Annotated in this window: 22 protein-coding genes; 9 read left to right on the plus strand and 13 right to left on the minus strand. The window is 69.9% G+C overall.

The genetic code is table 11. From position 1 onward, the window contains the following. Positions 1-9: 9 nt before the first annotated feature. Entirely contained in the window at positions 10-768 is a 759-nt protein-coding gene (locus ACFXPL_RS18635) for a TetR/AcrR family transcriptional regulator (RefSeq protein WP_384920113.1), read from the minus strand. Between the two features lie 37 nt (positions 769-805). Next, on the minus strand, positions 806-1,426 hold the full coding sequence (locus ACFXPL_RS18640; RefSeq protein WP_384920117.1) for a TetR/AcrR family transcriptional regulator: 621 nt from the start codon (positions 1,424-1,426) through the stop codon (positions 806-808). Between the two features lie 270 nt (positions 1,427-1,696). On the opposite strand from ACFXPL_RS18640, the gene ACFXPL_RS18645 reads away from it, so the two are divergent. From ACFXPL_RS18645 to ACFXPL_RS18660, 4 genes are read left to right on the plus strand one after another with little or no spacing between them, the layout of a single operon-like run. Then, positions 1,697-2,269: a 2Fe-2S iron-sulfur cluster-binding protein gene (locus tag ACFXPL_RS18645; RefSeq protein WP_384920120.1), complete on the plus strand. Its 573-nt coding sequence runs from the start codon at positions 1,697-1,699 to the stop codon at positions 2,267-2,269. Beyond that, positions 2,266-3,258 carry an FAD binding domain-containing protein gene (locus tag ACFXPL_RS18650; protein ID WP_384920123.1) on the plus strand — a complete coding sequence of 331 codons (993 nt, stop codon included), beginning with the start codon at positions 2,266-2,268 and terminating at the stop codon, positions 3,256-3,258. The genes ACFXPL_RS18645 and ACFXPL_RS18650 overlap by 4 nt, the downstream gene beginning before the upstream one ends. Further along, complete coding sequence (locus ACFXPL_RS18655) at positions 3,255-5,387, plus strand: xanthine dehydrogenase family protein molybdopterin-binding subunit (protein ID WP_384920126.1); 2,133 nt, start codon at positions 3,255-3,257, stop codon at positions 5,385-5,387. The genes ACFXPL_RS18650 and ACFXPL_RS18655 overlap by 4 nt, the downstream gene beginning before the upstream one ends. Next, a complete protein-coding gene (locus tag ACFXPL_RS18660) occupies positions 5,380-6,522 on the plus strand; it encodes an XdhC family protein (RefSeq protein ID WP_384920129.1) in 1,143 nt (380 codons plus the stop codon). Before ACFXPL_RS18655 ends, ACFXPL_RS18660 begins: the two co-directional genes overlap by 8 nt. Positions 6,523-6,531: 9 nt before the next feature. Here ACFXPL_RS18660 and ACFXPL_RS18665 read toward each other — a convergent pair whose 3' ends face one another. From ACFXPL_RS18665 to ACFXPL_RS18680, 4 genes are all read right to left on the minus strand, one after another. Next, complete coding sequence (locus ACFXPL_RS18665; protein ID WP_384920132.1) at positions 6,532-7,047, minus strand: thiol-disulfide oxidoreductase DCC family protein; 516 nt, start codon at positions 7,045-7,047, stop codon at positions 6,532-6,534. 6 nt (positions 7,048-7,053) lie between these two features. Next, positions 7,054-7,464 (minus strand): hypothetical protein, encoded by a 411-nt coding sequence (locus tag ACFXPL_RS18670; protein ID WP_384920135.1) that lies wholly within the window; start codon positions 7,462-7,464, stop codon positions 7,054-7,056. 143 nt (positions 7,465-7,607) lie between these two features. Next, positions 7,608-7,823, minus strand: a complete 216-nt coding sequence (locus ACFXPL_RS18675) for a DUF397 domain-containing protein (RefSeq protein ID WP_384920137.1) — start codon at positions 7,821-7,823, stop codon at positions 7,608-7,610. Continuing rightward, a complete protein-coding gene (locus ACFXPL_RS18680; protein ID WP_384920140.1) occupies positions 7,820-8,647 on the minus strand; it encodes a Scr1 family TA system antitoxin-like transcriptional regulator in 828 nt (275 codons plus the stop codon). The genes ACFXPL_RS18675 and ACFXPL_RS18680 overlap by 4 nt, the downstream gene beginning before the upstream one ends. Positions 8,648-9,257: 610 nt before the next feature. On the opposite strand from ACFXPL_RS18680, the gene ACFXPL_RS18685 reads away from it, so the two are divergent. After that, complete coding sequence (locus ACFXPL_RS18685; RefSeq protein ID WP_384920144.1) at positions 9,258-10,196, plus strand: TauD/TfdA family dioxygenase; 939 nt, start codon at positions 9,258-9,260, stop codon at positions 10,194-10,196. 29 nt (positions 10,197-10,225) lie between these two features. Here the strand turns inward: ACFXPL_RS18685 and ACFXPL_RS18690 are convergent, their stop codons facing one another. Beyond that, positions 10,226-10,999, minus strand: coding sequence for a glycosyltransferase family 2 protein (locus ACFXPL_RS18690; RefSeq protein WP_384920147.1), 774 nt, complete (start codon positions 10,997-10,999; stop codon positions 10,226-10,228). Positions 11,000-11,066: 67 nt separating this feature from the next. Here ACFXPL_RS18690 and ACFXPL_RS18695 point away from each other — a divergent pair, with 67 nt between their 5' ends. Next, complete coding sequence (locus ACFXPL_RS18695; RefSeq protein ID WP_384920150.1) at positions 11,067-12,323, plus strand: nucleotide sugar dehydrogenase; 1,257 nt, start codon at positions 11,067-11,069, stop codon at positions 12,321-12,323. A gap of 101 nt (positions 12,324-12,424) precedes the next feature. On the opposite strand, the gene ACFXPL_RS18700 is transcribed toward ACFXPL_RS18695, so the two are convergent. From ACFXPL_RS18700 to ACFXPL_RS18725, 6 genes are all read right to left on the minus strand, one after another. Beyond that, the gene (locus ACFXPL_RS18700) at positions 12,425-13,042 is read right to left on the minus strand and encodes a hypothetical protein (RefSeq protein ID WP_384920153.1); all 618 of its coding nucleotides are present in this window, start codon (positions 13,040-13,042) and stop codon (positions 12,425-12,427) included. 131 nt (positions 13,043-13,173) lie between these two features. Further along, on the minus strand, positions 13,174-13,962 hold the full coding sequence (locus ACFXPL_RS18705; protein WP_384920156.1) for a succinate dehydrogenase iron-sulfur subunit: 789 nt from the start codon (positions 13,960-13,962) through the stop codon (positions 13,174-13,176). After that, positions 13,962-15,716, minus strand: coding sequence for a succinate dehydrogenase flavoprotein subunit (sdhA, locus tag ACFXPL_RS18710; RefSeq protein ID WP_384920159.1), 1,755 nt, complete (start codon positions 15,714-15,716; stop codon positions 13,962-13,964). Before sdhA ends, ACFXPL_RS18705 begins: the two co-directional genes overlap by 1 nt. A 19-nt stretch (positions 15,717-15,735) precedes the next feature. Further along, entirely contained in the window at positions 15,736-16,233 is a 498-nt protein-coding gene (locus tag ACFXPL_RS18715) for a succinate dehydrogenase hydrophobic membrane anchor subunit (protein WP_384920162.1), read from the minus strand. 8 nt (positions 16,234-16,241) lie between these two features. Next, the gene (sdhC, locus tag ACFXPL_RS18720; protein ID WP_384920165.1) at positions 16,242-16,622 is read right to left on the minus strand and encodes a succinate dehydrogenase, cytochrome b556 subunit; all 381 of its coding nucleotides are present in this window, start codon (positions 16,620-16,622) and stop codon (positions 16,242-16,244) included. A gap of 188 nt (positions 16,623-16,810) precedes the next feature. Beyond that, positions 16,811-17,434, minus strand: coding sequence for a 2-oxo-4-hydroxy-4-carboxy-5-ureidoimidazoline decarboxylase (locus ACFXPL_RS18725; RefSeq protein WP_384920304.1), 624 nt, complete (start codon positions 17,432-17,434; stop codon positions 16,811-16,813). 423 nt (positions 17,435-17,857) lie between these two features. Between ACFXPL_RS18725 and ACFXPL_RS18730 the strand changes: the two genes are divergently transcribed. The 3 genes from ACFXPL_RS18730 to ACFXPL_RS18740 all read left to right on the plus strand — a co-directional run bounded on the left by ACFXPL_RS18730 (position 17,858) and on the right by ACFXPL_RS18740 (position 21,233). Beyond that, positions 17,858-19,453 (plus strand): glycoside hydrolase family 20 protein, encoded by a 1,596-nt coding sequence (locus ACFXPL_RS18730; RefSeq protein WP_384920168.1) that lies wholly within the window; start codon positions 17,858-17,860, stop codon positions 19,451-19,453. A gap of 241 nt (positions 19,454-19,694) precedes the next feature. Then, positions 19,695-20,411 (plus strand): DUF4328 domain-containing protein, encoded by a 717-nt coding sequence (locus ACFXPL_RS18735; RefSeq protein ID WP_384920171.1) that lies wholly within the window; start codon positions 19,695-19,697, stop codon positions 20,409-20,411. Between the two features lie 159 nt (positions 20,412-20,570). Next, on the plus strand, positions 20,571-21,233 hold the full coding sequence (locus ACFXPL_RS18740; protein WP_384920174.1) for a hypothetical protein: 663 nt from the start codon (positions 20,571-20,573) through the stop codon (positions 21,231-21,233). The last annotated feature ends 430 nt before the right edge of the window (positions 21,234-21,663 follow it).

The following is a 21,663-nucleotide window of genomic DNA, read 5'->3' on the forward strand; positions in this document are numbered from 1 at the left end:
CCGTTGTCCTCAGCCCTTCTTCCCTCTCCTGCCGCCGCCGTTCTCCTGGCGGGCGGCGGCCACCTGGGCCATGCCCGGCAGGAAGTCCGTGAACAGCTCGTGGACCTCGCGTACGAGCGGCCTGAGCACCCGGAAGCGGGAGAGCGCGGCGCTGCGCGCGACCAGCCGGGCGCCGCGCAGGGCGAGGCGGTGGGTGCGCTCGCTGCCCTCCGAGCGGTCGTACACCCAGTACAGGACCAGGCCCATCTGGGCCAGCCACATCAACTCCGGCAGCGAGGGCGCCAGTTCGGCGTCGACCTTGGTGGTGGAGCCGGCCAGCACCTCCCGGTGCACGGAGATGGCCGCCTCCCGGGTCGGCTCCGACTCGGGCGAGAAGGGGCTCAGCGGGCTGTCCGGGTCGGCGGCGTTCTTGAAGAACTGGGCGGCGAACTCGTGGTACGGCTCCGCGATTTCCAGCCAGGCCGTCAGCACCCCGCCGAGGCGCGCCTCCAGACCGGTCTCCCGGTCGAGCACGGGCCGGACCGCCACGCGGTGCTCGGTGGCGATCCGGTCGTAGAAGCCCTGGACGAGATGTTCCTTGGAGGAGAAGTAGTAGTACGCGTTCCCTACGGAGACCTCGGCCTCCTGGGCGATGGCCCGCATGGTCGTCCTGTCGTAACCGCGCTCCCGGAAGAGCCGTAGCGCGGTCTCCAGGATGAGCGTGCGGGTCTGCTCGCTCTTGGGCGTGGCGGGGGCCTTGGCGTCCTTCTGATCCTTCTCGTCCTTCACGCTGCCTGAGCCTAGATGAATGCGATGTTCTCGGTGGTCATGGGCGATCGGAGATCGTTTGTTCTGGCAGGATCCCGACGGGAGGGCCTGCGCTCCCCGTCCGCAGGCCGGCCATGACGAGGTCCAGGAGCCGGGTGACCTGCGGCCGCCACTCGCCACCCGGATCGATCATCCAGAGGCCGGCGATGAGCAGGATGAAGTCCTCGCCGGTCACTCCCGGGCGGATGGTGCCGGCTTCCTCGCCGGCCCGCAGCAGCGCCTCAGCCGCGTCGGCCACGGGGGTGGGGGCCGGTTTCCCCGGGCTGCCCGGGGCGCTGGTGGCCTGGCGGATGGCGTCCGCGAGGCCGGCCTTGGCCATGGCGAACCGGGCGAGGTGGTCCATCCACTCCCGGAGGGCACGGTCCGGCTCCTGGGACTGGAGCAGTTGGGCCGCGGAGTCGGCGACCTGCTGCATCTCGTGGCGGTAGATCTCCAGGACCAGGGACTCGCGGTTGGGGAAGTTGCGGTAGAACGTGCCCTGCCCGACGCACGCCTTCTTGGCGATCAGGCTCAACGGGACCTCCGCGCAACGCGTCAGTTCTGTCAGGGCCACTTCCAGGATGCGCTCGCGGTTGCGCTGCGCGTCGGAGCGCAGAGGCGGGTCCTTCTTCTGCTGCACTCGTCCTCCTCGTGAGCCCGGTTCCGTAAACCCGGCCTTGCTGAGCGGACAACTGTCCGCTACGTTTTCACAGTAACGGACAGATGTCCGCTTGGCTCCGGTCCATGGACGGACGTGATCCGGGCTGGTGACGACCGCTCCGGCGGGAGTCCTTCCTCCATGTCCGCATCATGACAAGCCGGCACCGCCCCGTACAGCGCCACCCCGCCCAGGTTCACACGCGCCGGACCTCCTGCCGACGCGCCCCGGATAGGCGAAAGAAGGCTGATCGTGGCTCCGCCCCCCACATCGACGCACAGTGCCGTCACGCTGAACATCAACGGCGAGAAGCACGCGCTCTCCGTCGACCACCGCACCACCCTGCTCGACGCGCTGCGCGAGCGCCTCGACCTGACCGGCACCAAGAAGGGCTGCGACCAGGGACAGTGCGGTGCCTGCACGGTACTGATCGACGGCCGCCGGGCCGTCTCCTGCTTACAGCTCGCGGTGGCGGCCGAGGGCCGTGAGATCACCACCATAGAAGGGGTCGCCGTCGGCGACCGGCTGCACCCCGTGCAGCAGGCGTTCCTCGACCTGGACGGCTACCAGTGCGGCTACTGCACGCCGGGCCAGATCTGTTCGGCCATCGCCGTGATCGAGGAGCACGCCGCGGGCTGGCCGAGCGCCGTCACCGGCGATGTCCGCCCCGAGGCCGGGCCGCCACCGCTGACTCCCGAGGAGATCCGCGAGCGGATGAGCGGCAACCTGTGCCGTTGCGGCGCGTACGTGTCGATCGTCCGGGCGGTCGCCCGCGCCGCCGAGGCCGACGCGCCCGCCGCGACCGGTGAGGAGACCGCCGCATGAGGGAGTTCGGTTACCAGCGCGCGCACGACGTCGCCGGCGCGGTCGCACTGCTCGACGCCGATCCGGACGCCCGGTTCGTCGGCGGCGGCACCAACCTCGTCGACCTCATGAAGACCGGCGTGGAGCGGCCCGGCCGCCTCGTCGACATCCGCGAACTGCCCCTGGACGCAATCGAGCCCACGCCGGACGGCGGGCTGCGCGTCGGCGCGACCGTCACCAACAGCGATCTCGCCGCCCACCCCGAGGTCCGGCGCCGCTACCCGGCGCTGACACAGGCCGTGCTCGCCGGTGCCTCCGGGCAGCTGCGCAACATGGCCACGGTCGGCGGCAACCTGCTCCAGCGCACCCGCTGCGGCTACTTCACCGACATCACCAAGCCGTGCAACAAGCGTGTCCCCGGCAGCGGTTGCCCCGCCGTCAGCGGCGAGCACCACAACCACGCCGTCCTGGGCGCCTCCGAGCACTGCGTGGCCGTGCACCCCTCGGACCTGGGCGTGGCTCTGACCGCCTTCGACGCTGTCGTCTCCTACGAGACGGCCGACGGACCCGGCGAGACGCCGATCGGCGGGCTCTACCTGCCCGTGGGCGACACCCCGCACCGGGAGACCGCCCTGCCGCCGGGGGCGCTGATCACCGGTGTGACCCTGCCGCCGGCCCCCGTCGCCGCGCACTCGCGCTACCGAAAGGTGCGCGAGCGCGCCAGTTACGCGTTCGCCATCGGCTCGGTCGCCGCCGCGCTCGACGTCCGGGACGGCGTCGTACGGGAGGCGCGCCTGGCCCTCGGGGCGGTCGCGTCCCGGCCCTGGCGCGCCACCGCCGCCGAACGCGTGCTCACCGGCGCGCCGGCCGACGCCGTGACCTTCGCCGCCGCCGCGGACGCCGAACTGGCCGCCGCCCGGCCGCTGCCCGGCAACGCGTACAAGGTGACCCTGACGCGCAACCTCGTGGTCGCCGTGCTCAGCGAACTCACCGAGGAGGCCGCCCGATGACCACCACCACCGAGGCCCCGACCGCGCATCGCTCCATCGGCACCGCCCACACCCGGGTGGAGGGCCGGGACAAGGTCACCGGAGCCGCCCGCTACGCGGGCGAGATCCCCTTCGACGGGCTCGCCCACGGCTGGCTGGTGCTCTCCACCGTCGCCCGCGGCCGGATCCGCGCTGTGGAGGACGGTTCCGTCCTGAGCATGCCCGGGGTCCTCACCGTCCTGCACCACGGCAACGCCCCCCACGTGAAGTCCGACTACGTCGGCATGCTGGGCCGCCCGGACCCGACCGCCGCCCTCTTCCAGCACGACCGCGTACCGCACGCGGGCTGGCCGGTGGCCCTGGTCGTCGCCGAGACGTCCGAACAGGCCAGGGAGGCGGCGGAGGCGCTGGTCGTGCAGTACGAACAGGAGCCGCACGATGTGGCCTTCGCCGGGGACCATCCGGACGCCTACGAGGCGGAGGGCCACATGCCGGCGGTGACGGGGAAGGGTGACCTGGAGGCCCAGCTCGCCGCGTCCGCCGTCGTCCTGGACGCCGAGTACACCACTCCGGAGGAACACCACAACTCGATGGAGCCGCACGCGGCGACCGCCCGGTGGGACGGCGGCCGGCTCGAACTCGTCGACTCCAACCAGGGCACCACCTGGGTCCAGAACGAGCTCGCCCAGATGTTCTCGCTCGACCCCTCGTCGATACGGGTCCGATCCGAGCACATCGGAGGCGGCTTCGGCAGCAAGGGCGTCCGCGCGCACCAGGTGGGCGCGGTCATGGCCGCGACCGTCCTGCGGCGCCCGGTCCGCCTCGTCATGACGCGCCGCCAGATGTTCACGCTGGCGGGCTATCGCAGCCCCACCGTGCAGCGGGTCAGGCTGGGCGCCGACGCGGACGGCCGACTGCGCGCCCTGGAGCACAACTCGCTGAGCGCCACCTCCACGGTGCACGAGTTCGTCGAGCCGAGCGCCGGGGTGGCCCGGGTGATGTACGACGCCGACGCCCACCACACCGCCAACCGGGTCGTACGCCTCGACGTGCCGACCCCCACGTGGATGCGCGCACCGGGCGAGGCGCCGGGCTCGTACGCGCTGGAGGCCGCGCTCGACGAACTCGCCGAGAAGTGCGGCGTCGACCCGATCGAGCTGCGCCTGCGCAACGAGCCCGACAAGGGCCCCGTCTCCGGACTGCCCTTCGCCAGCCGCAATCTGGTCGCCTGCTTCCGGGAGGGCGCCCGCCGCTTCGGCTGGGCCGACCGCGATCCGCGCCCCGGGGTGCGCCGGGACGGACGCTGGCTGCTCGGCACCGGTACCGCGGCGGCCTCCTTCGGCGCCGGGGCCGCCCCCTCCACGGCGGCCGTGACCGCCGAGGCCGACGGCAGCTTCACCGTGCGGATCGCCGCCGCGGACATCGGCACCGGCGCACGCACCGCGCTCACCCTGATCGCCGCCGACGCCCTGGCCACCACGCCGGACCGCGTCCGGGTGCGGATCGGCGACAGCGACTTCGGCCCGGCGATGATCGCGGGCGGCTCCATGGGCACCCGCTCCTGGGCGTGGGCGGTCAACATCGCCGCGCGCGACCTGCGGGAACAGCTCGCCCTGGGCGGCACTGTGCCGCCCGAGGGCATCACGGCGCGTTCGGACACCTCCGCCGCCATCGGCACCCTGCCGCCCAGGGAACGGCACTCCTTCGGGGCGCAGTTCGCCGAGGTCGCCGTGGACGTGACGACCGGCGAGGTGCGCGTGCGGCGCATGCTCGGCATCTTCGCGGCCGGCCGCATCGTCAACCCGCTCACGGCGCGCAACCAGCTCGTCGGCGGCATGATCTGGGGCATCTCCATGGCCCTGCACGAGGAGGCTGTCCGCGACGGCAACCTGGGCGCCCACGTCGGCGCCGACCTCGCCGGATACCACTTCGCGGCCAACGCCGACGTGGCGGACGTCGAGGCCGACTGGGTGGACGACCCGGACCCGGAGGACCCGGTGGGTATCAAGGGCGTCGGTGAGATCGGCATCGTGGGCGCCGCGGCCGCCGTCGCCAACGCGGTCTGGCACGCGACCGGCGTACGCCACCGGGCCCTGCCCATCCGGCCCAACCGCGTTCTGCGGGCCGCCGGCGGAGCGCCGGATGCTTGACATCGCCGAGGAGCTGGACCGCTGGGTGGCGGAGGGCCGGGACTTCGCGGTGGCCACCGTCGTGGCCGTCGGCGGCAGCGCGCCGCGCGGCCCCGGCGCCGCACTCGCCGTCGACAGCGACGGCGCGGTGATCGGGTCGGTCTCCGGCGGCTGCGTGGAGGGAGCGGTGTACGACCTCTGCCTCCAGGCGCTGGGGGACGGCCGTACGGTGACCGAGGTGTTCGGCTACAGCGACGAGGACGCGTTCGCGGTCGGGCTGACCTGCGGCGGGACCGTCGAGGTCCTGGTCACCCCGGTCACCGCGCGGACCCCCGTCAGAGCGGTGACCGCCGCCGCGCTGGCGTCCGCCGCCCGGGGCGGGGCGACCGCCCTGGCCCGGGTGGTCCGGGGCCCGGCCGACCACCTGGGCCGGGCCCTGCTCGTACGCCCCGACGGCTCGTACGAGGGCGCCCTGGGCGGCTCTCCGCGACTGGACCGCACGGCGGCGGCCGAGGCGCGCGCCCTGCTGGAGGCGGGCCGTACCGGCACGGTCGGCCTCTCGGAGGACGGGACCCACTGCCCCGGCGGCCTCACCCTGTTCGTCGAGTCGAGCGTGCCGCCGCCGCGCATGATCGTGTTCGGCGCGGTGGACTTCGCGGCGGCGCTCGTCCGCGCGGGGAAGTTCCTGGGCTACCGGGTGACCCTGTGCGACGCCCGGCCGGTCTTCGCCACCCCGGCCCGCTTCCCCGAGGCGGACGAGGTCGTGGTCGACTGGCCGCACCGCTATCTGCGGAGCACGCCGACCGACGCGCGCACCGTGCTGTGCGTGCTCACCCATGACGCCAAGTTCGACGTGCCTCTGCTGGAGACGGCCCTGCGGCTGCCGGTGGCGTACGTCGGCGCGATGGGCTCACGCCGCACGCACGACGACCGTGACCGGCGGCTGCGCGAAGTGGGCCTGGGGGAGCGGGAGCTGGCCCGGCTGCACTCGCCGATCGGGCTCGACCTCGGAGCCCGTACGCCGGAGGAGACCGCCCTGTCCATCGCGGCGGAGATCGTCGCTGTCCGGCGGGGCGGCACGGGCCTGCCGCTCACCGGATCGGGCACGCCGATCCACCGGGACGAGGCGGAACCGGCGGCCATGGCGGCGGCCTGAGGCCCGCGCTCACGCGGGCGGCGGCGGGGCGGGCACGGCGCACGCCCCGCCGTCAACGCAGAGTCCGTCAAAGCAGAGTCCGTCGCCGTCCGTACGGCCCGCCGCCGTCAGCTCCCGGTACTTCGACGCGGCGAGCACGCTCACCCTGGCGAAGGGCGCCCCGGCCGGGGTGGCCAGCCAGTGGGCCCGGGGCCGGTGTTCGGCCAGCGCCCAGAGGCAGACGATCCAGGCTGCCGTCCCCCGGTAGATCTGGCCGCTGTCCCCGATCACGGTGATCTCCTTGAGCGTGGCGCCGTGATCGAGACCGGGGAACCGCCGCCGGGCCTCCCGCGACCCTGCGGGCACCGGGTCGAGCGGTACGAGCTGGGGCTGACGCATCAGCCAGTGCCGCAGATGGACGCAGAGCCCGCACTGCGCGTCGTAGAGGAAGGTCAGCCGCCGTACGGGCAGCCGGGGCGCGGAGTGCGGGCGGGGTGCGGCGCCGGGGTGGGGCGTGGTGCCCGGGTGGGGCGCGGTGCCGGCCATCGCCGCTCAGCTCCCGGCGACGGCGGTGCCCGTCCAGCCCTGCGGCGCCACGGGCGGGGTCTGCTCGCGCTCCAGGAGCCCGCGCCGCCGCATCTTGTTGAGCACGTACACATTGCCCAGGTGCATCACCCCGAGCACCAGCAGGACGACACCGACCTTCACCGAAAGGGCCTCGAAGAGCCCCCGCGCGTTCTCGACGGCGTCGGCGGCCTTCAGGTACAGCGCGACGAAGCCGAGGTTGACCAGGTAGAAGCCGACGACCAGCAGGTGGTTGACGGCATCGGCGAGCTTTTCGTCCCCTCGGAGCACGTCGGAGAGAAAGAGCCGCCCGTTCCGGCTGAGCGTCCGGGCGACCCATACGGTCAGTGCGACGCTGATCAGCAGGTAGGCGACATACGCGACAACAGTGAGGTCCATGCCCCACCCTCCCTTTGAACGTGTTCAAAAGCTGACGTCATGACTCTAGACCTCCTTTTGAACGCGTTCAAGATGGGGGTTCCGGTGTGGAGGCCCCGCAGTCCGGTACCTCCGTCACCAGCGAGGAGGGAGGGGAGGGGGAGTCAGGAGGCTTCGAACTGGCCCCGGCGTACGGCGTGGACGAAGGCGCCGAACGCGGCGTGCGGGAAGGTGAGGTGCGGGCCTTCGGGTGTCTTGGAGTCCCGGACGGGGATGGTGTGGGCGATGCCGTCCGCGACCTCGATGCACTCGCCGCCGTTGTTCTGGCTGTAGGTAGAACTCCGCCAGTTCTCTTCCGGGATGCGGTCGGGATTGATCATGAGTAGTAATCCTTCGAGATGGAGTCGATCATTCCTACCGACTCGTCCGGTGACGAGGCCATGGCTCTGAGCAGATCATAGGCACCGTTAGCCGTGGTCACATCGTCAGTATCCGCCAGGAGATAGCCACGTGGGAATCCGTCGACGTGGACCACATCAGTGCCCTCGGCGAATGACAACAGCCCGAACGGGCTGGCCCAACCGTGGTGATTACCTCTGTCCGGGATGATCTGCACGACGTGTGGCGGTGTCTGGGCGAGGTGCAGGAGACGGGCAAGTTGGTTCCGCATCACAACTTTGTTGCCCACGGTGTTACGAAGAACGGCCTCGTTCAGGACGAGCCACAACCGGGTCGGCTCCTTTCGCTCAAGGACGCGCTGACGCTCGACGCGGGCGGTCACCAGGGCTTCAAGATTGACCGGGCGCCCCGTACGCAGTACTGCCCGCGCGTACTCCTCCGTCTGCACGATGCCAGGCAGGAGCTGCGGGTGGAACATGTGCAACGAGGTGGCTGTCCACTCCAGTTCGACGTATCGGCGGAACCACGGCGGGAAGGCCCACCGCAGGGCAAGCGGCCAGAGCCTGACGAAGCGCCCGTTGGAGTGCGGGAACATCCGGTCGCACGCCTCGGCGAAGTTCAGCGGCGGTACTCGTTTCCCGGATTCGATCTTTGCCACGAGTGAGTAACCGCAGCATGCCTCCTTCCCGAGCGCTTCGCGCGTGATCCCCAGGCGCTCGCGCTCAAGCCGTACCTCAACGCCGAAGTGGGCGAGAGGAGAGATGGTCGGGTCGGCCGTCTCTTCGGTTTCGCCTTCGACAGTCACATGAACTCCCGAATGTCTGCTGGACAGCCATCAGCGTCCAGCTTCCCTGTCTGTTGGGCGCGCTCGCGAACGCCGAAGCTTGAATACAGAAAGCGAGTGCGTGATAACGGAAGGTACATCCCCCATGTGTGAGCAAGCCACCGATACGAGGACGGGCGACCCGGACGAGTTGGCCGGAGCGCGGACCGTGGAAGCCGGAACGACAGGCAGCGAGGCGCGGCGACGCCTTTCCCTGTTGATCGCCACGTTCGGGACGGATGGCGTCCTCGTGGTGCGGAAGGGTGTTCCCGGTGCGGATGGCGCCGACCTGGCGCCCGGGTCGGCGCTGAAGTGGCCGCCGTGCGAGTGCGGCAGCCCGAAGTGCCCGGACTACGACCCGTCGCCCGCGACCGGGCCCGCGCCTCCGCCGCCTGAGGCGGCGGGCCGAGCGTGTCCGTCGTGATCCAGGCTGGGCCGGCCGACGAGTCCACGAACTGACTCCCTCCGGTGCACAAGCTCAGCAAGGGGCGCTGAAGAACTGACGCCCGGAGTGTGCCTCGCCGGACTGCTGACGGGGCGAGCAACGCTTCGCCCAGCCGGGCGAAGCGAACCCGCAGAAAGGGACAACACAATGCGCGAGATCGTGAATGCTGGGTGGGAGGGCTTCATCGACCTGTCGAGGGAGCTGGAAGAAGATCTGATCGAGATCGGAAGCACGCTTCCCGCCTGGAGCGTGGAGGGCGCCTTCATGGCGGATTCCACGATCGAGCGGTACCGGGCCGCACTGGATTCGGTTCCGTTATCCGATGAGCTCAGGGGCCCCCTTGTCTCCACGCTGAACGGGGTGACTGGCGGATGCGCCGTGGTGCGTCTGGGGAACATCGCTCAAGCGTTGGGGGTCGGAGAACAGTTCCTCCGCCTGGCAATGGCGATTCTCGCCGAAGTAGCGATCCCTTTCCAGCCCTTCCGGCGATGGCCGCTGTGGAAGGAAATCGGGGTCAACCTCAATGCCAATCCCGGCCTGTCCACCGGTACGGGGTACAACGCGTTCCACATGGACTTGGTCAACGCGACCCAGCCGCCGGACTACACCACGCTTCTGTGCGTCCGACCCGACCCGCTCGGAGCCGGCGCGAGCATTCTCTCCGACGCTCGCGAGGCCGTATCGCGACTGACGCCATCGAGTCGCGCCCTCCTGGCCGACTCCGCATACAGCTACGGAGGCTTCTTCGATCTGTCCGGTGTGGGCGAGGAGTACACGCCGTTCCCCGTCCTGGACGGCGAACCCGAAGACCACGGATTCGTACGGTTCACGGCCAAGATGCTCGCGGAGTCCGGACTCGACAAGGAACACGTCCACGCCGCCCGAGAGCTCGCGGACCAGATGGTCGCGGGCCAGGTCTCCTATACGCTCCGGCGTGGAGACTTCTTGATTGTGAACCAGCACCGCTGGGTCCACGGCCGCGAACCGCTCGGCGACGGCCAGTACCGTGTCGCACCCGAGAACCGTCGCTTGCTCCTCCAAATGTTCCTGCGCAGTGCAGGCACCACCGGACCGGCCGCCTTGTAGGTGGCACAGGGCGGGTCTCGCAGCGAGTCCTAGATCCGCGAATTGCGCAGCGACTGCCACACGGCGCCGGCCAGCGCCCGCGTCGACCGGGGGACCGACAGCCCCTCGTGCTCGCGGTACAGAGACCAGTTGTACGGGACCAGCGACAGCTTGTTGGAGGAAAGCGATCCTGCCTGGTGGGCCCTGTACACCGCAAGTGGCTCCGGAAGGCCCCGGGCGTCAGCGCCGTCACGCATGATCGACAGCCACAGGGCGTAGTCCTGTCGCTTCAGCATCTCCGGCATCAGCCTGGTGCCAAGGACGGTGCGGTCGTACATGGCCGTCAGCGCCCCGATGTGATCCTGGACCAGCATCGCGCGGTAGTCCACGTGTTCTCGCGCCTGGACCACGCGGCCGTTCGGGATGAAATCGGTGCTCTCGCCGTCGTAGTCGGCGTCCATTTTGTAGTAGGAGGTGAATGTCAGAGGCGCGCTGCCCGTAGCGGCGAACTCAATTTGTCGCTCGGTCTTCTCCGGAAGCCACATGTCGTCACTGTCAAGAAAGGCGACGTAGTCCCCCCGGGCTCGCGCGATAGCGAGGTTGCGTGCCCGGCCGGCGCCGCCCCGTTCGGGTGCCGATTCCGGCAGCACGCGCTTGTCCTGCCGGGCGAATTCCATGAGTAGATCCATGGAGTTGTCGGAGGATTTGTCGTCGGTGACCAGCAGCTCCAGATCGCTGTGGGTCTGCGTGAGCACCGACCGGATTGCTGCGCCGAGAGTGGCTGCCGAGTTGTACACGGGCATCACGACGGACACCAGGGGCACAGCGCTTCTCCTTGTTAGGCCAGGGACGACGGTCCATTCAAGCACTGCGATCGTAGTGGGAGCTGCCATGTATGTTGTTGTCGCCGGTCAGGGCTATGTGGGGCTGCCACTGGCCGTGCGCGCCGCAGAGGTGGGCCACCGTGTCGTCGGCTACGACGTGGACCCGCGTCGCGTTCAGCAGATCGCCACTGGCGAGTCGTATGTGGAGGACGTGGCGTCTGCGCGGCTCGGTGCAGTGCTGGACTCCGGGGCCTATTCCGTGACCGCCGAAGCCGCCGCGCTGGCCCGGTTCGACATCGCAGTGATCACTGTGCCGACCCCGCTGCGGGACGGTGTGCCCGACCTGACCTACATCGAGTCCTGCGCTCATACGCTTGGCGCGCACCTGCGCCCCGGCGCGACCGTGGTCCTGGAGTCCACGACCTACCCCGGTACCACCGAGGAGCTGGTGTTACCGATCTTGGAGAAGTCGTCGGGCCTGATCGCTGGTGCGGACTTTCACATCGGCTTCAGCCCCGAGCGCATCGATCCGGGAAACAAGAAATGGCCGTTCGACAAGACACCCAAAGTAGTGTCCGGCATCGACGCCGCGTCGCTCGACGTGGTCAAAGGCTTCTACGACGGCTTGGTGGAGACCACTGTTCCGGTCTCCACAACGAAAGTGGCGGAGCTGACCAAGCTGATCGAGAACATCTTCCGGCACGTCAACATCGCGCTGGTCAACGAGATGGCGATGCTCGCCCGGCCGCTCGGCCTGAACGTCTGGGAGGCGATCGACGCCGCCACGTCCAAGCCGTTCGGCTACATGCGGTTCACCCCCGGTCCCGGTGTCGGCGGACACTGCCTGCCGATCGACCCGTCATTTCTGTCGTGGAAGGTCGAACGCGACGTCGGTGTCTCGTTCCGGTTCGTGGAGCTCGCCAACGACGTGAACAACCACATGCCGGACTACGTGGTCCGGCGGCTCATGGAGGCTTTCAATACGCGTCGTATGGCCGTCAGGGGATCGCGTGTCCTGCTGCTCGGCCTGGCCTACAAGGCCAACACCTCCGACGTCCGCGAGTCTCCATCGGTGCGTGTCGCTGAGCTACTGCTCGACCTCGGTGCCGAGGTGCGCGGCGCGGACCCGCACGTCATGGGCGACGCCCGTATCAGCGCACGCCTGATCCGAGTAGAAGCGACCGCGGAGGAGGTCACGGCATCCGACGCCGTGGTACTGCTCACGGACCATGCGGAATTCGACTACGAGACGATCCTTGAGCACGCGCCGTATGTGCTCGACTGTCGGAACCGGCTGTCCGGCGCGAACGTCGATGCTCTGTAAGCCTCGGCGCTGGAGTCCAGCTCGCTCTCGATCGACTCGCGGACACCGATCCCCACGCGGGGCGTCGAGGGCGCCCGAAGCGCCCCGAGACGGGCCCGGTCTCACATGTTGCTGAGCGACCGCGCGTAGTTGATCTGCCCCATGACCATCTGGAAGGACTCCGGGCCCATCGCCGGAATCATCGTCGAGTGGTGCCTGCCGCCGCTCGTGACCATGACCTGGATGAAGCCCGTCGTCCGCTTCTCCTTCATCAGGAGGAAGAAGAGCCCGACCAGGCAGAGCAGACCGAAGACGATCGCCAGCACGATGGCGTGCGTGGGGATCTTCTCCTCCGTGCGGGACATGTCCGTCGCGTTCCAGACCGCGCCCTTCAGCGGCATCGTGCCCGAAGGGGTGATGATCGAGTCGGCCGTGACCGTGATGTCCCCGATCGCCAGCAGCGGTGCTCCGCCGCCGGTGTGGGCTCCGCCGCCGGCGTGCGCGGCGCCGGCCGGCACCGGGGGGTAGCCCTGGCCCGGCGGCGGGAAGCCGTATCCCGGGGGTGTGAGCGCCTGGCCGTCGGCGAGTGTCGGGGGCGGGAAGTCGTACTGCGGGGTCCCGGGCGTGTGGATCCCCGGGGTCACCTGTCCGGGCGTGCCCGCCGCGGGGGTGCCGGGCCCGGACTGCTGGGCCGGGCCCCACGTGTAGTCACCGTCCGCGTACGGATTCGGCTGGCTCATTCTTTCCCCGCTTCCCCTGGCCCATCAGGGCCTTCTCGGCGTCCTCGCCCCGATCCTGACACACCGGAGGCCCGTTCCCGTACGAAGTGCGTACGGGAACGGGCCTCCGGCCGGGCGATGCCGCGGAGGGGTCAGAAGCGACGCGTGATCAGCGCGCGCTTGACCTCCTGGATGGCCTTCGTGACCTCGATACCGCGCGGGCAGGCGTCCGTGCAGTTGAACGTCGTGCGGCAACGCCACACGCCGTCCTTGTCGTTGAGGATCTCCAGGCGCTGCTCGCCCGCCTCGTCACGCGAGTCGAAGATGAAACGGTGCGCGTTGACGATCGCGGCCGGGCCGAAGTACTGCCCGTCGTTCCAGAACACCGGGCAGGACGACGTGCACGCGGCGCACAGGATGCACTTGGTGGTGTCGTCGAAACGCTCACGGTCCTCGGCGGACTGCAGGCGCTCACGCGTCGGCTCGTTGCCGCTGGTGACCAGGAAGGGCATCACGTCGCGGTACGCCTGGAAGAACGGGTCCATGTCGACGATCAGGTCCTTGAGGACCGTCAGCCCCTTGATGGCCTCGATCGTGACCGGCTTGGCGACCACGCCGCTCTTGTCCGTCGAGATGATGTCCTTGATCAGCGTCTTGCACGCCAGCCGGTTACGGCCGTTGATCCGCATCGCGTCGGAGCCGCAGATGCCGTGCGCGCAGGAGCGCCGGAACGTCAGCGTGCCGTCGACCTCCCACTTGATCTTGTGGAGGGCGTCGAGGACGCGCTCCTTCGGATCGATGTCGATCTGGAAGTCCTGCCACTCGGCCTCCGCGGAGACCTCGGGGTTGAACCGGCGGATCCGGAACGTGACCGCGATGAGGTGCGAGGAGGTGGAGTCCGCCTCCAGCGCGCTCAGCTTGTCCAGGGTCGGGGTAGCCATCAGTACTTACGCTCCATCGGCTGGTAGCGGGTCTGGACGACCGGCTTGTAGTCGAGACGGATGGACTCGTTGCCGTCGTCGCCGACCTCGCGGTACGCCATGGTGTGGCGCATGAAGTTCACGTCGTCACGGTTGGGGAAGTCCTCGCGGTAGTGACCGCCGCGCGACTCCTTGCGGGCGAGCGCGGAGACGGCCATCACCTCGGCCAGGTCGAGCAGGTTGCCCAGCTCGACGGCCTCCAGCAGGTCCGTGTTGAACCGCCTGCCCTTGTCCTGGACGGACACGTTCAGGTAGCGCTCGCGCAGCTCGCCGATCTTCTCGACGGCCGTCTTGATGGTCTGCTCCGTACGGAACACCATCACGTTGGCGTCCATGCACTCCTGGAGTTCCAGGCGCAGTTCCGCGACCCGCTCCTTGCCCGTGGACGCGCGCAGCCGCTCGACCTGGGCCTCGACCAGCGAAGCCGGGTCCTCGGGCAGCTCGACGTAGTCGTTCTTCGCGGCGTACTCGGCCGCGGCGATGCCCGACCTGCGGCCGAAGACGTTGATGTCGAGCAGCGAGTTGGTGCCGAGGCGGTTGGCGCCGTGCACCGACACGCAGGCGACCTCGCCGGCCGCGTACAGCCCGGGGACGACCGTCGTGTTGTCGAGGAGGACCTCGCCCTGGACGTTGGTGGGGATGCCGCCCATGGCGTAGTGCGCGGTCGGCTGGATCGGGATCGGGTCCGTGTACGGCTCGATGCCCAGGTAGGTCCGGGCGAACTCCGTGATGTCGGGCAGCTTGGCGTCGAGCTGCTCCGGCGGCAGGTGCGTCAGGTCCAGGTAGACGTGGTCGCCCTCGGGGCCGCAGCCGCGGCCCTCGCGGATCTCCGTGTAGATGGAGCGCGAGACGACGTCACGCGAGGCGAGGTCCTTCATGACGGGCGCGTACTTCTCCATGAAGCGCTCGCCGTCCTTGTTGCGGAGGATGCCGCCCTCACCGCGGGCGCCCTCCGTCAGCAGGATGCCCATGCGCCAGATGCCCGTCGGGTGGAACTGGAAGAACTCCATGTCCTCCAGCGGCAGCCCGCGGCGGTAGCACGCGGCCTGGCCGTCACCGGTCAGGGTGTGCGCGTTCGAGGTCACCTTGAAGAACTTGCCGGTGCCGCCGGACGCGTAGATGACCGACTTCGCCTGGAAGACGTGGATCTCGCCGGTGGCCAGCTCGTACGCGACGACGCCGGCCGACTTCTTGACCCCGTCGATCTCGACGAGGAGCTGGTCCAGGACGTAGAACTCGTTGAAGAACTCCACGCCCTCCTTGACGCAGTTCTGGTACAGCGTCTGGAGGATCATGTGGCCCGTACGGTCCGCGGCGTAGCAGGACCGGCGTACCGGCGCCTCGCCGTGGTTACGGGAGTGCCCGCCGAAGCGGCGCTGGTCGATGGTGCCGTCCGGGGTGCGGTTGAACGGCAGGCCCATCTTCTCCAGGTCGAGGACCGCGTCGATGGCCTCCTTCGCCAGGATCTCGGCGGCGTCCTGGTCGACCAGGTAGTCGCCGCCCTTGATCGTGTCGAAGGTGTGCCACTCCCAGTTGTCCTCCTCCACGTTGGCGAGCGCGGCGGCCATGCCGCCCTGCGCGGCGCCCGTGTGGGAGCGGGTCGGGTAGAGCTTCGTCAGCACCGCCGTACGGCTGCGCTTGGTCGACTCGATGGCCGCGCGCATACCGGCGCCGCCGGCGCCGACGATGACGGTGTCGTACTTGTGGATCTTCATGGTCTCGTCTGCCCCGGCTCTAGCGGATGTTCGGGTCGAAGGTGAAGATCACCAGCGAGCCCAGAAGGATGGTGAACACCGTGGCGGTGTACAGCAGGCCCTTGAGCCACAGGCGCGTGTTGGGGCGCTCCGCGTAGTCGTTGATGATCGTGCGGAGGCCGTTGGCGCCGTGCAGCATGGCGAGCCAGAGCATCAGCAGATCCCAGACCTGCCAGAACGGGGAGGCCCAGCGGCCGGCCACGAAGGCGAAGCCGATCTTGGACACACCGCCGTCCAGCACGAGCTGGATGAGGAGGTGGCCGATGACCAGGACGACGAGGACGACTCCGGAGAGGCGCATGAAGAGCCACGCGGCCATCTCGAAGTTGCCGCGGGTCGACTTCGGGGTCTTGCCGGTGCGTTTGCGCGGCGGCTCGATGAGCGGAGCCGGGTTGTCGGCGCTGAACTGTCCCACAGGCTCTTCGCCCTCGACGGGACTGATCGCGGAAGTGGAAGCGGGCGTGGTGTCGGTGGACATCAGAACTCTCAGCTCCCGAAGACTTCGCGTACGGCGTGGCCGAGCACGGGGTAGAGGGCGCCGACCATCAGAACGATCCAGATGCCCACGACTGACCAGAGCATCTGCTTCTGGTAGCGGGGGCCCTTGGACCAGAAGTCCACGGCGATGACACGCAGGCCGTTGAGCGCGTGGAAGAGGATCGCGGCCACCAGGCCGTATTCGAGCAGCGCCACGAGCGGCGTCTTGTAGGTCGCCACGACATCGTCGTACGCCTCTGGGGAGACGCGGACGAGAGCGGTGTCCAGCACGTGTACGAACAGGAAGAAGAAGATGAGCACGCCGGTGACTCGATGAGCCACCCACGACCACATTCCTTCCCGGCCGCGGTACAGCGTTCCAGCCGGCACGGAAAAGCCCTCCGGGAGCGGGGATCGGGGCCGGCCGCCATCTTCTACTCAATCAAGCACAGTGGTGTCGGTCGCGCCCGGCCGGGTACGGTCCACCGGCCCCGGCAATGGTAGCGACGACTTGTCGGTTCCTTCGCGTGGGGTCCCATAGATGTGATCAAACAGGCAATCAAACAGCCACGGACGGGCTATCGCTCCACCCTGAACAGCCCGAACGGTCCGGAACCGCGGGGGACCACCCCGCCGGATTCCGGTGTGCGGGGGTCCGGTGTACGGGGATCCGGCGGCCCCGGAGCGCGCCCGTCGGCCCCTCCGGAGAGCAGGCGGACGATCCGGCCCCGGGCGAGTCGCCGCAGCTCGTCGGCGGAGACGGAGAGCTCCAGGTCGGGGTCGTGCGAGAGCCGGGTGCGGATACCGGCCAGTATGTGGTCCAGGTGCTCCTCGGGCCTCCGGTCGTCGAGGCTGATCACGAAGGCGTGCCCGAAGCTGCTCTCGTACGCGGCGTGCGCGGCGTGCAGCGCGGTCCGCGCGGCGGGCGGCGCGGGGTGCGGCGGTACGGCGGAGGACTCGGCGGTGAGCGCTTCCGTGAGGTCGGGCAGCGGCAGGTCGTAACCGGCCTCGTCGGAGGCGGCGAGCAGCGAGTCGAGATCGGGGTACGGGCGGTGTGCGGCGACGCGCCGGGCCCAGCGGTGGCTGCCGCAGCAGGCGAGCAGCGCGGTTTCGGCCGCGGTCTGCGGGGCGGCGTTGAAGCGGGCGAGGCCGGTCGGACGGGGGAGGCCGTCCGAGTGGCCGGCGTCTGATGCGCGGGACAGCGGAGGCTCCTCGAACGCGGTGGGACGACAGCAGTCGGGCACATGCCCCGGAGGCACATGCCGGCGGAAATGGCGTGATGTGACGAGCGGATGATCTGTGGGTGGTACGACAGGTGCGGTGACCTGTGCGGGCGGCCTGTATGAATGACCTGTGCGTACGGCCGTAACAGCCCTGCACGATCCGTTCATACGGCCTGCACACGTGACCCGCACAGAGACAGACGTGATCGCACACGAAATGGTTGAGCTCCCAGGGGCGGATGCGTCGTAAACGTTATCGATGCCTTGAGCGGGACGTCCGGCGGCTGCGCGCGATTCACCCGGATGGGAGAGTTTCGGCGCGCGGAATGGACGCCGCCGTGGGACCTTCGCCGTAATCGTGTCGCACGTATGCCGTACATCCGTACAGAGGAGGTTTGAGTGATGTGGTCATCCCCGGGCACCCGGGCCGCAGCGGCGGCCGTAGCCCTGGCCACCGCCGTCACCGTAGCGGGCTGCGACTCCGGGAGCGGGAACGCCGGCTCCTCGGACAACACGGCGGGCCGCTCCGCCACGAGCGCCGCGGCCACGCCCTCACCCACACGGTCCTATCCGCTCTCCACGGCGCCGCAGTCCATACCCTCCGTACGGAAGCACGAGGCCGCCAGGGGCCCCGGCTGGAAACCCGCCCCGAACAGCGGGGTCGTCATAGCCAAGGGCAGTGAGGGGCTGGCCGACGAGGGGAAGCTGCTCTCCCAGGAGCTGAAGATCTCCTACCGGGGCGCGGTCGCCGCCCGGCCCGGCGATGTCGAGCTGGCCCTCGCGAGCGGCAGCGGCGCCGCCGAGTCGTACACCCTCACCGCCCGCGACAACAAGGTGCGGATCACCGGACCCGACCAGGCCGGGGTCTTCTACGGCACCCGCACGCTCAAGCAGGCCGTACGCGCCGACGGCACGATGCCCGAAGGCGTCGTACAGGACGCCCCCGCCCGGCCGCAGCGCGGGCTCAACCTCGACATCGCCCGCAAGTACTACACGCCGGGCTGGATCGAGGACCGGCTGCGCGAGATGGCCGACCTCAAGCTCAACCAGCTCGGCCTGCACTTCTCCGACGACCAGGGGTTCCGGATCGAGTCCACGACCCACCCCGAGATCGTCTCCCAGCAGCACCTCACCAAGGCCCAGGTCCGGCAGATCCTGGCGCTCGCCGACCAGCTGCACATCACCGTCGTCCCGGAGATCGACTCGCCCGGACACCTCGGCGCCGTGATGCGCCCGCACCCCTCCCTCCAGCTCCGCAACGTCAACGGGAAGCCGACGCCGGGCGCGATCGACATCTCCCAGCCCGCGGCGGCGAAGATGGTGGACGACCTCCAGAGCGAGTTCGCCCAGCTCTTCCCCGGCAAGTGGTGGAACCTCGGCGCGGACGAGTACCAGGCCCTCGTGGTCCGGAACCCCGAGGCCTCCTACCCGAAGCTGGCCCGGCTCGCGGTCCAGAAGTACGGCCCGAACGCGCGGATCCAGGACCTGACGACGGCCTGGACCAACGACCGGGGCAAGGCGCTCGGCCCGTACGACAAGAAGCTCAAGGTCTGGAACGACGGCCTGTTCAAGGGCGGGGTCGTGAAGGCCGACCCGAACATGGAGGTCCAGTACTGGACGGGCAAGGAGATCGGGGCGCGCGAGCCGGTCGCCTACCTGAGTGAGGGGCGCGACGTCGTGAACTTCAACGACGAGTACCTCTACTACGTGCTCGGTCAGCCGAACGACTTCGTCTACCCGACCGGGAAGCGGATCTACGAGCAGTGGACCCCGCTGGTCCTGCGGGGCACGAAGCCGGTGCCCGAGCGGTACTCGAAGCAGATCCAGGGCGGCATGTTCGCGATCTGGGGCGACTTCCCGAACGCCCAGACCGAGGCCCAGGTCGCCCAGGGCATCAGGATGCCGCTCGCCGCGGTGGCCCAGAAGGTGTGGAACCCGGACAAGCCGACGCTGAGCTGGAGCGCGTTCACGGCGCTCGCGGGGAAGCTCGGCGTCTGAACCACGCCCGAACCCTGTGGACAGGGCGCCCGCGGGACACATATGTTCCGCGGGCGCCCGGGGCGGGCGCAGGACGGACAGGCCCGCGGGGCCTGGGGAGGGCCCGCCTTCGGGCCTCGGGGGGCGTTTTTCCATGCTGTGTTCCCAGTGCCGGGCAAGAGCCGCGGCCACCGCGGAAGGGCTCTGCGCGGAGTGCGCCGCGACGCACGGGAGGGCCGGGAAGGGACCCGCGCCGGGGCCCATGTCCGCACCGGTGCCCGGCGGGGCGCGGCTCGCCTCGCCGGTCGGGCTCGGTACGGCGCTGGTCGCCCTGTTCTGCGCGGTCATCGCCGCGGACCTCTTCGCGCTTCTGGCGGGCGCCCGGGTGCACGGGCTGATGACCGACGTCGTCAACGAGGACTTCGACGCCTTCACCGACGAGGATCTGGACCGCGCCGACCTGCTCTACGCCGCGTCAGGGGTGGCACAGGTCGCCGCGGTCCTCGCGACGGCCGTCGTCTTCCTCGTCTGGTTCCACCGGGTACGGAGGAACGCGGACGTCTTCGACCCGAGCGCCCATCGCATGTCCGCGGGCTGGGCCATCGGCGGATGGTTCGTCCCGTTCGCCAACTTCTGGCTGCCGCGCCGGGTCGCGGGCGACATCTGGGCGGCGAGCACCCGGCCGGGCCCGGACGGCGCGGCGCCCCGGGTCTCGTACGCGCTCGTCAACGCCTGGTGGACGGCGTGGGTCTGCACGCTGGTGCTGGGTCGGTACGCCTCCCGCGCGTACGACAAGGCGGAGGAGGCCGAGGAGGTCAGGCAGGCCGCCGCCGCGCTCTTCGCCGTGGACCTGCTGGACATCGCCGCCGCAGTGCTCGCCCTCCTCTTCGTACGGAAGCTGACCCGTATGCAGCACACGAAGGCGACCGGCGGCCAGGTCTTCGAGGCCGTTCCGCGACGCGGCGGCCTCCACCGTTAGCCCCCGCCCCCGGATCCCCGGGGCGGGCCGTTGAAAGATGGTTGATGCACGCATGGGCGTTCCACGGCCTATGGGTGGTCTACGCGCGATCTCGGAGTGACGTTTTCCGGATGATTGACGCAGTACTGGTCAGTACTGCGTCCGCGACGGGAGACGTCCATGAGTCTGGTGAAACTGATCGCGCAAGCGGACGAGCGAGGCCTGGCCGCGAGCGGTCTGGCCTGCCTCGACCGGTGCTTGCCACCCCTGGCCGAGGAGACCGACGTGCTGCGCCCGCTCTGGGCGGGCGTCGCCGCGGGCGCGGCGGAGTGGCCGGACCGGCTGGCGGAGGCCAGGGCCGCGCTGGACGCGGTGATGGCGGCGGAGCCGGGTCCCGAGCCGGAGTCCGCGGCTTCGGAGGCCGGGGGCGGTTCCGGCGCGGGGGTCACCCTCGCGCTCGTACGGACGATGCTCGGCTCCGCGCCGCCCCGGTGGGAGGCCGAGCCGCTGCGGGTCTGGGCCGACACCTGCTCCGTCGTCGCGCTGGAGATCCATCAGAAGCTCGACGCGGTCGGCGAGAGCGGCAGCGCCGCCGCGGCCGAGTGGCTGGTGCGGTGCCGTGAGGACCCGGCGGCCGTCGCCGACGCGGTGGACGTGACGGAGGGTGGCGACGGTGTCGGCCCGCTGGTCGCCGGTGAGCTGCGGCGCCAGATCCGGGTCCTGGAGATCCTGACCGACCCGGTGGGCGACGCGGGCGCGATGCGCCGGGCGATGGATCTGTCGACCGAGGGCCAGCGGGTGCTGCGCGCGGTGGTCTCGCGCCGGGCGAGGGCGCGGAACTGACGGCGGCGGAACCGGCGGAACCGAGGGTGCAGGTGGCGGAGGAGACGCCGGAGGGGGGCACGGGGGAGCCGGAGGGCGGAGATCCTCGCCTCCCGTCCGGCTCGGTCTGTCCAGGTGTTTCTGTCTGTACCTGGGCGCTGCCGGGCACGCGTTGGCCACGCGTCGAACCGTCGGGGCGGCTTCCGAGCGGTCTGCTGCGCCAGAGGCTGACGAGGCGCCGGCGGACGGAACGCGTGGAGTGAGGAAGGAGAGCTCCGCGGTGAACGCGGTCGGTGAGCCGGGCTCCATCCGATTCCCGGGCGGCTTGTCGGAATCCGTCGGCGAGGGCTGCTCGTGGCTGCATGCCGTTGTCCAACTGTGTGCGTCGACCGCGTAGCGGAAACCGTCCGACTCGCGCTGTGTCGGCGTGCCCGACGCCGCGAAAGCAAAA

Origin of the sequence: Streptomyces sp. NPDC059092 (assembly GCF_042756365.1) — a bacterium.
Lineage (GTDB): Bacteria > Actinomycetota > Actinomycetes > Streptomycetales > Streptomycetaceae > Streptomyces.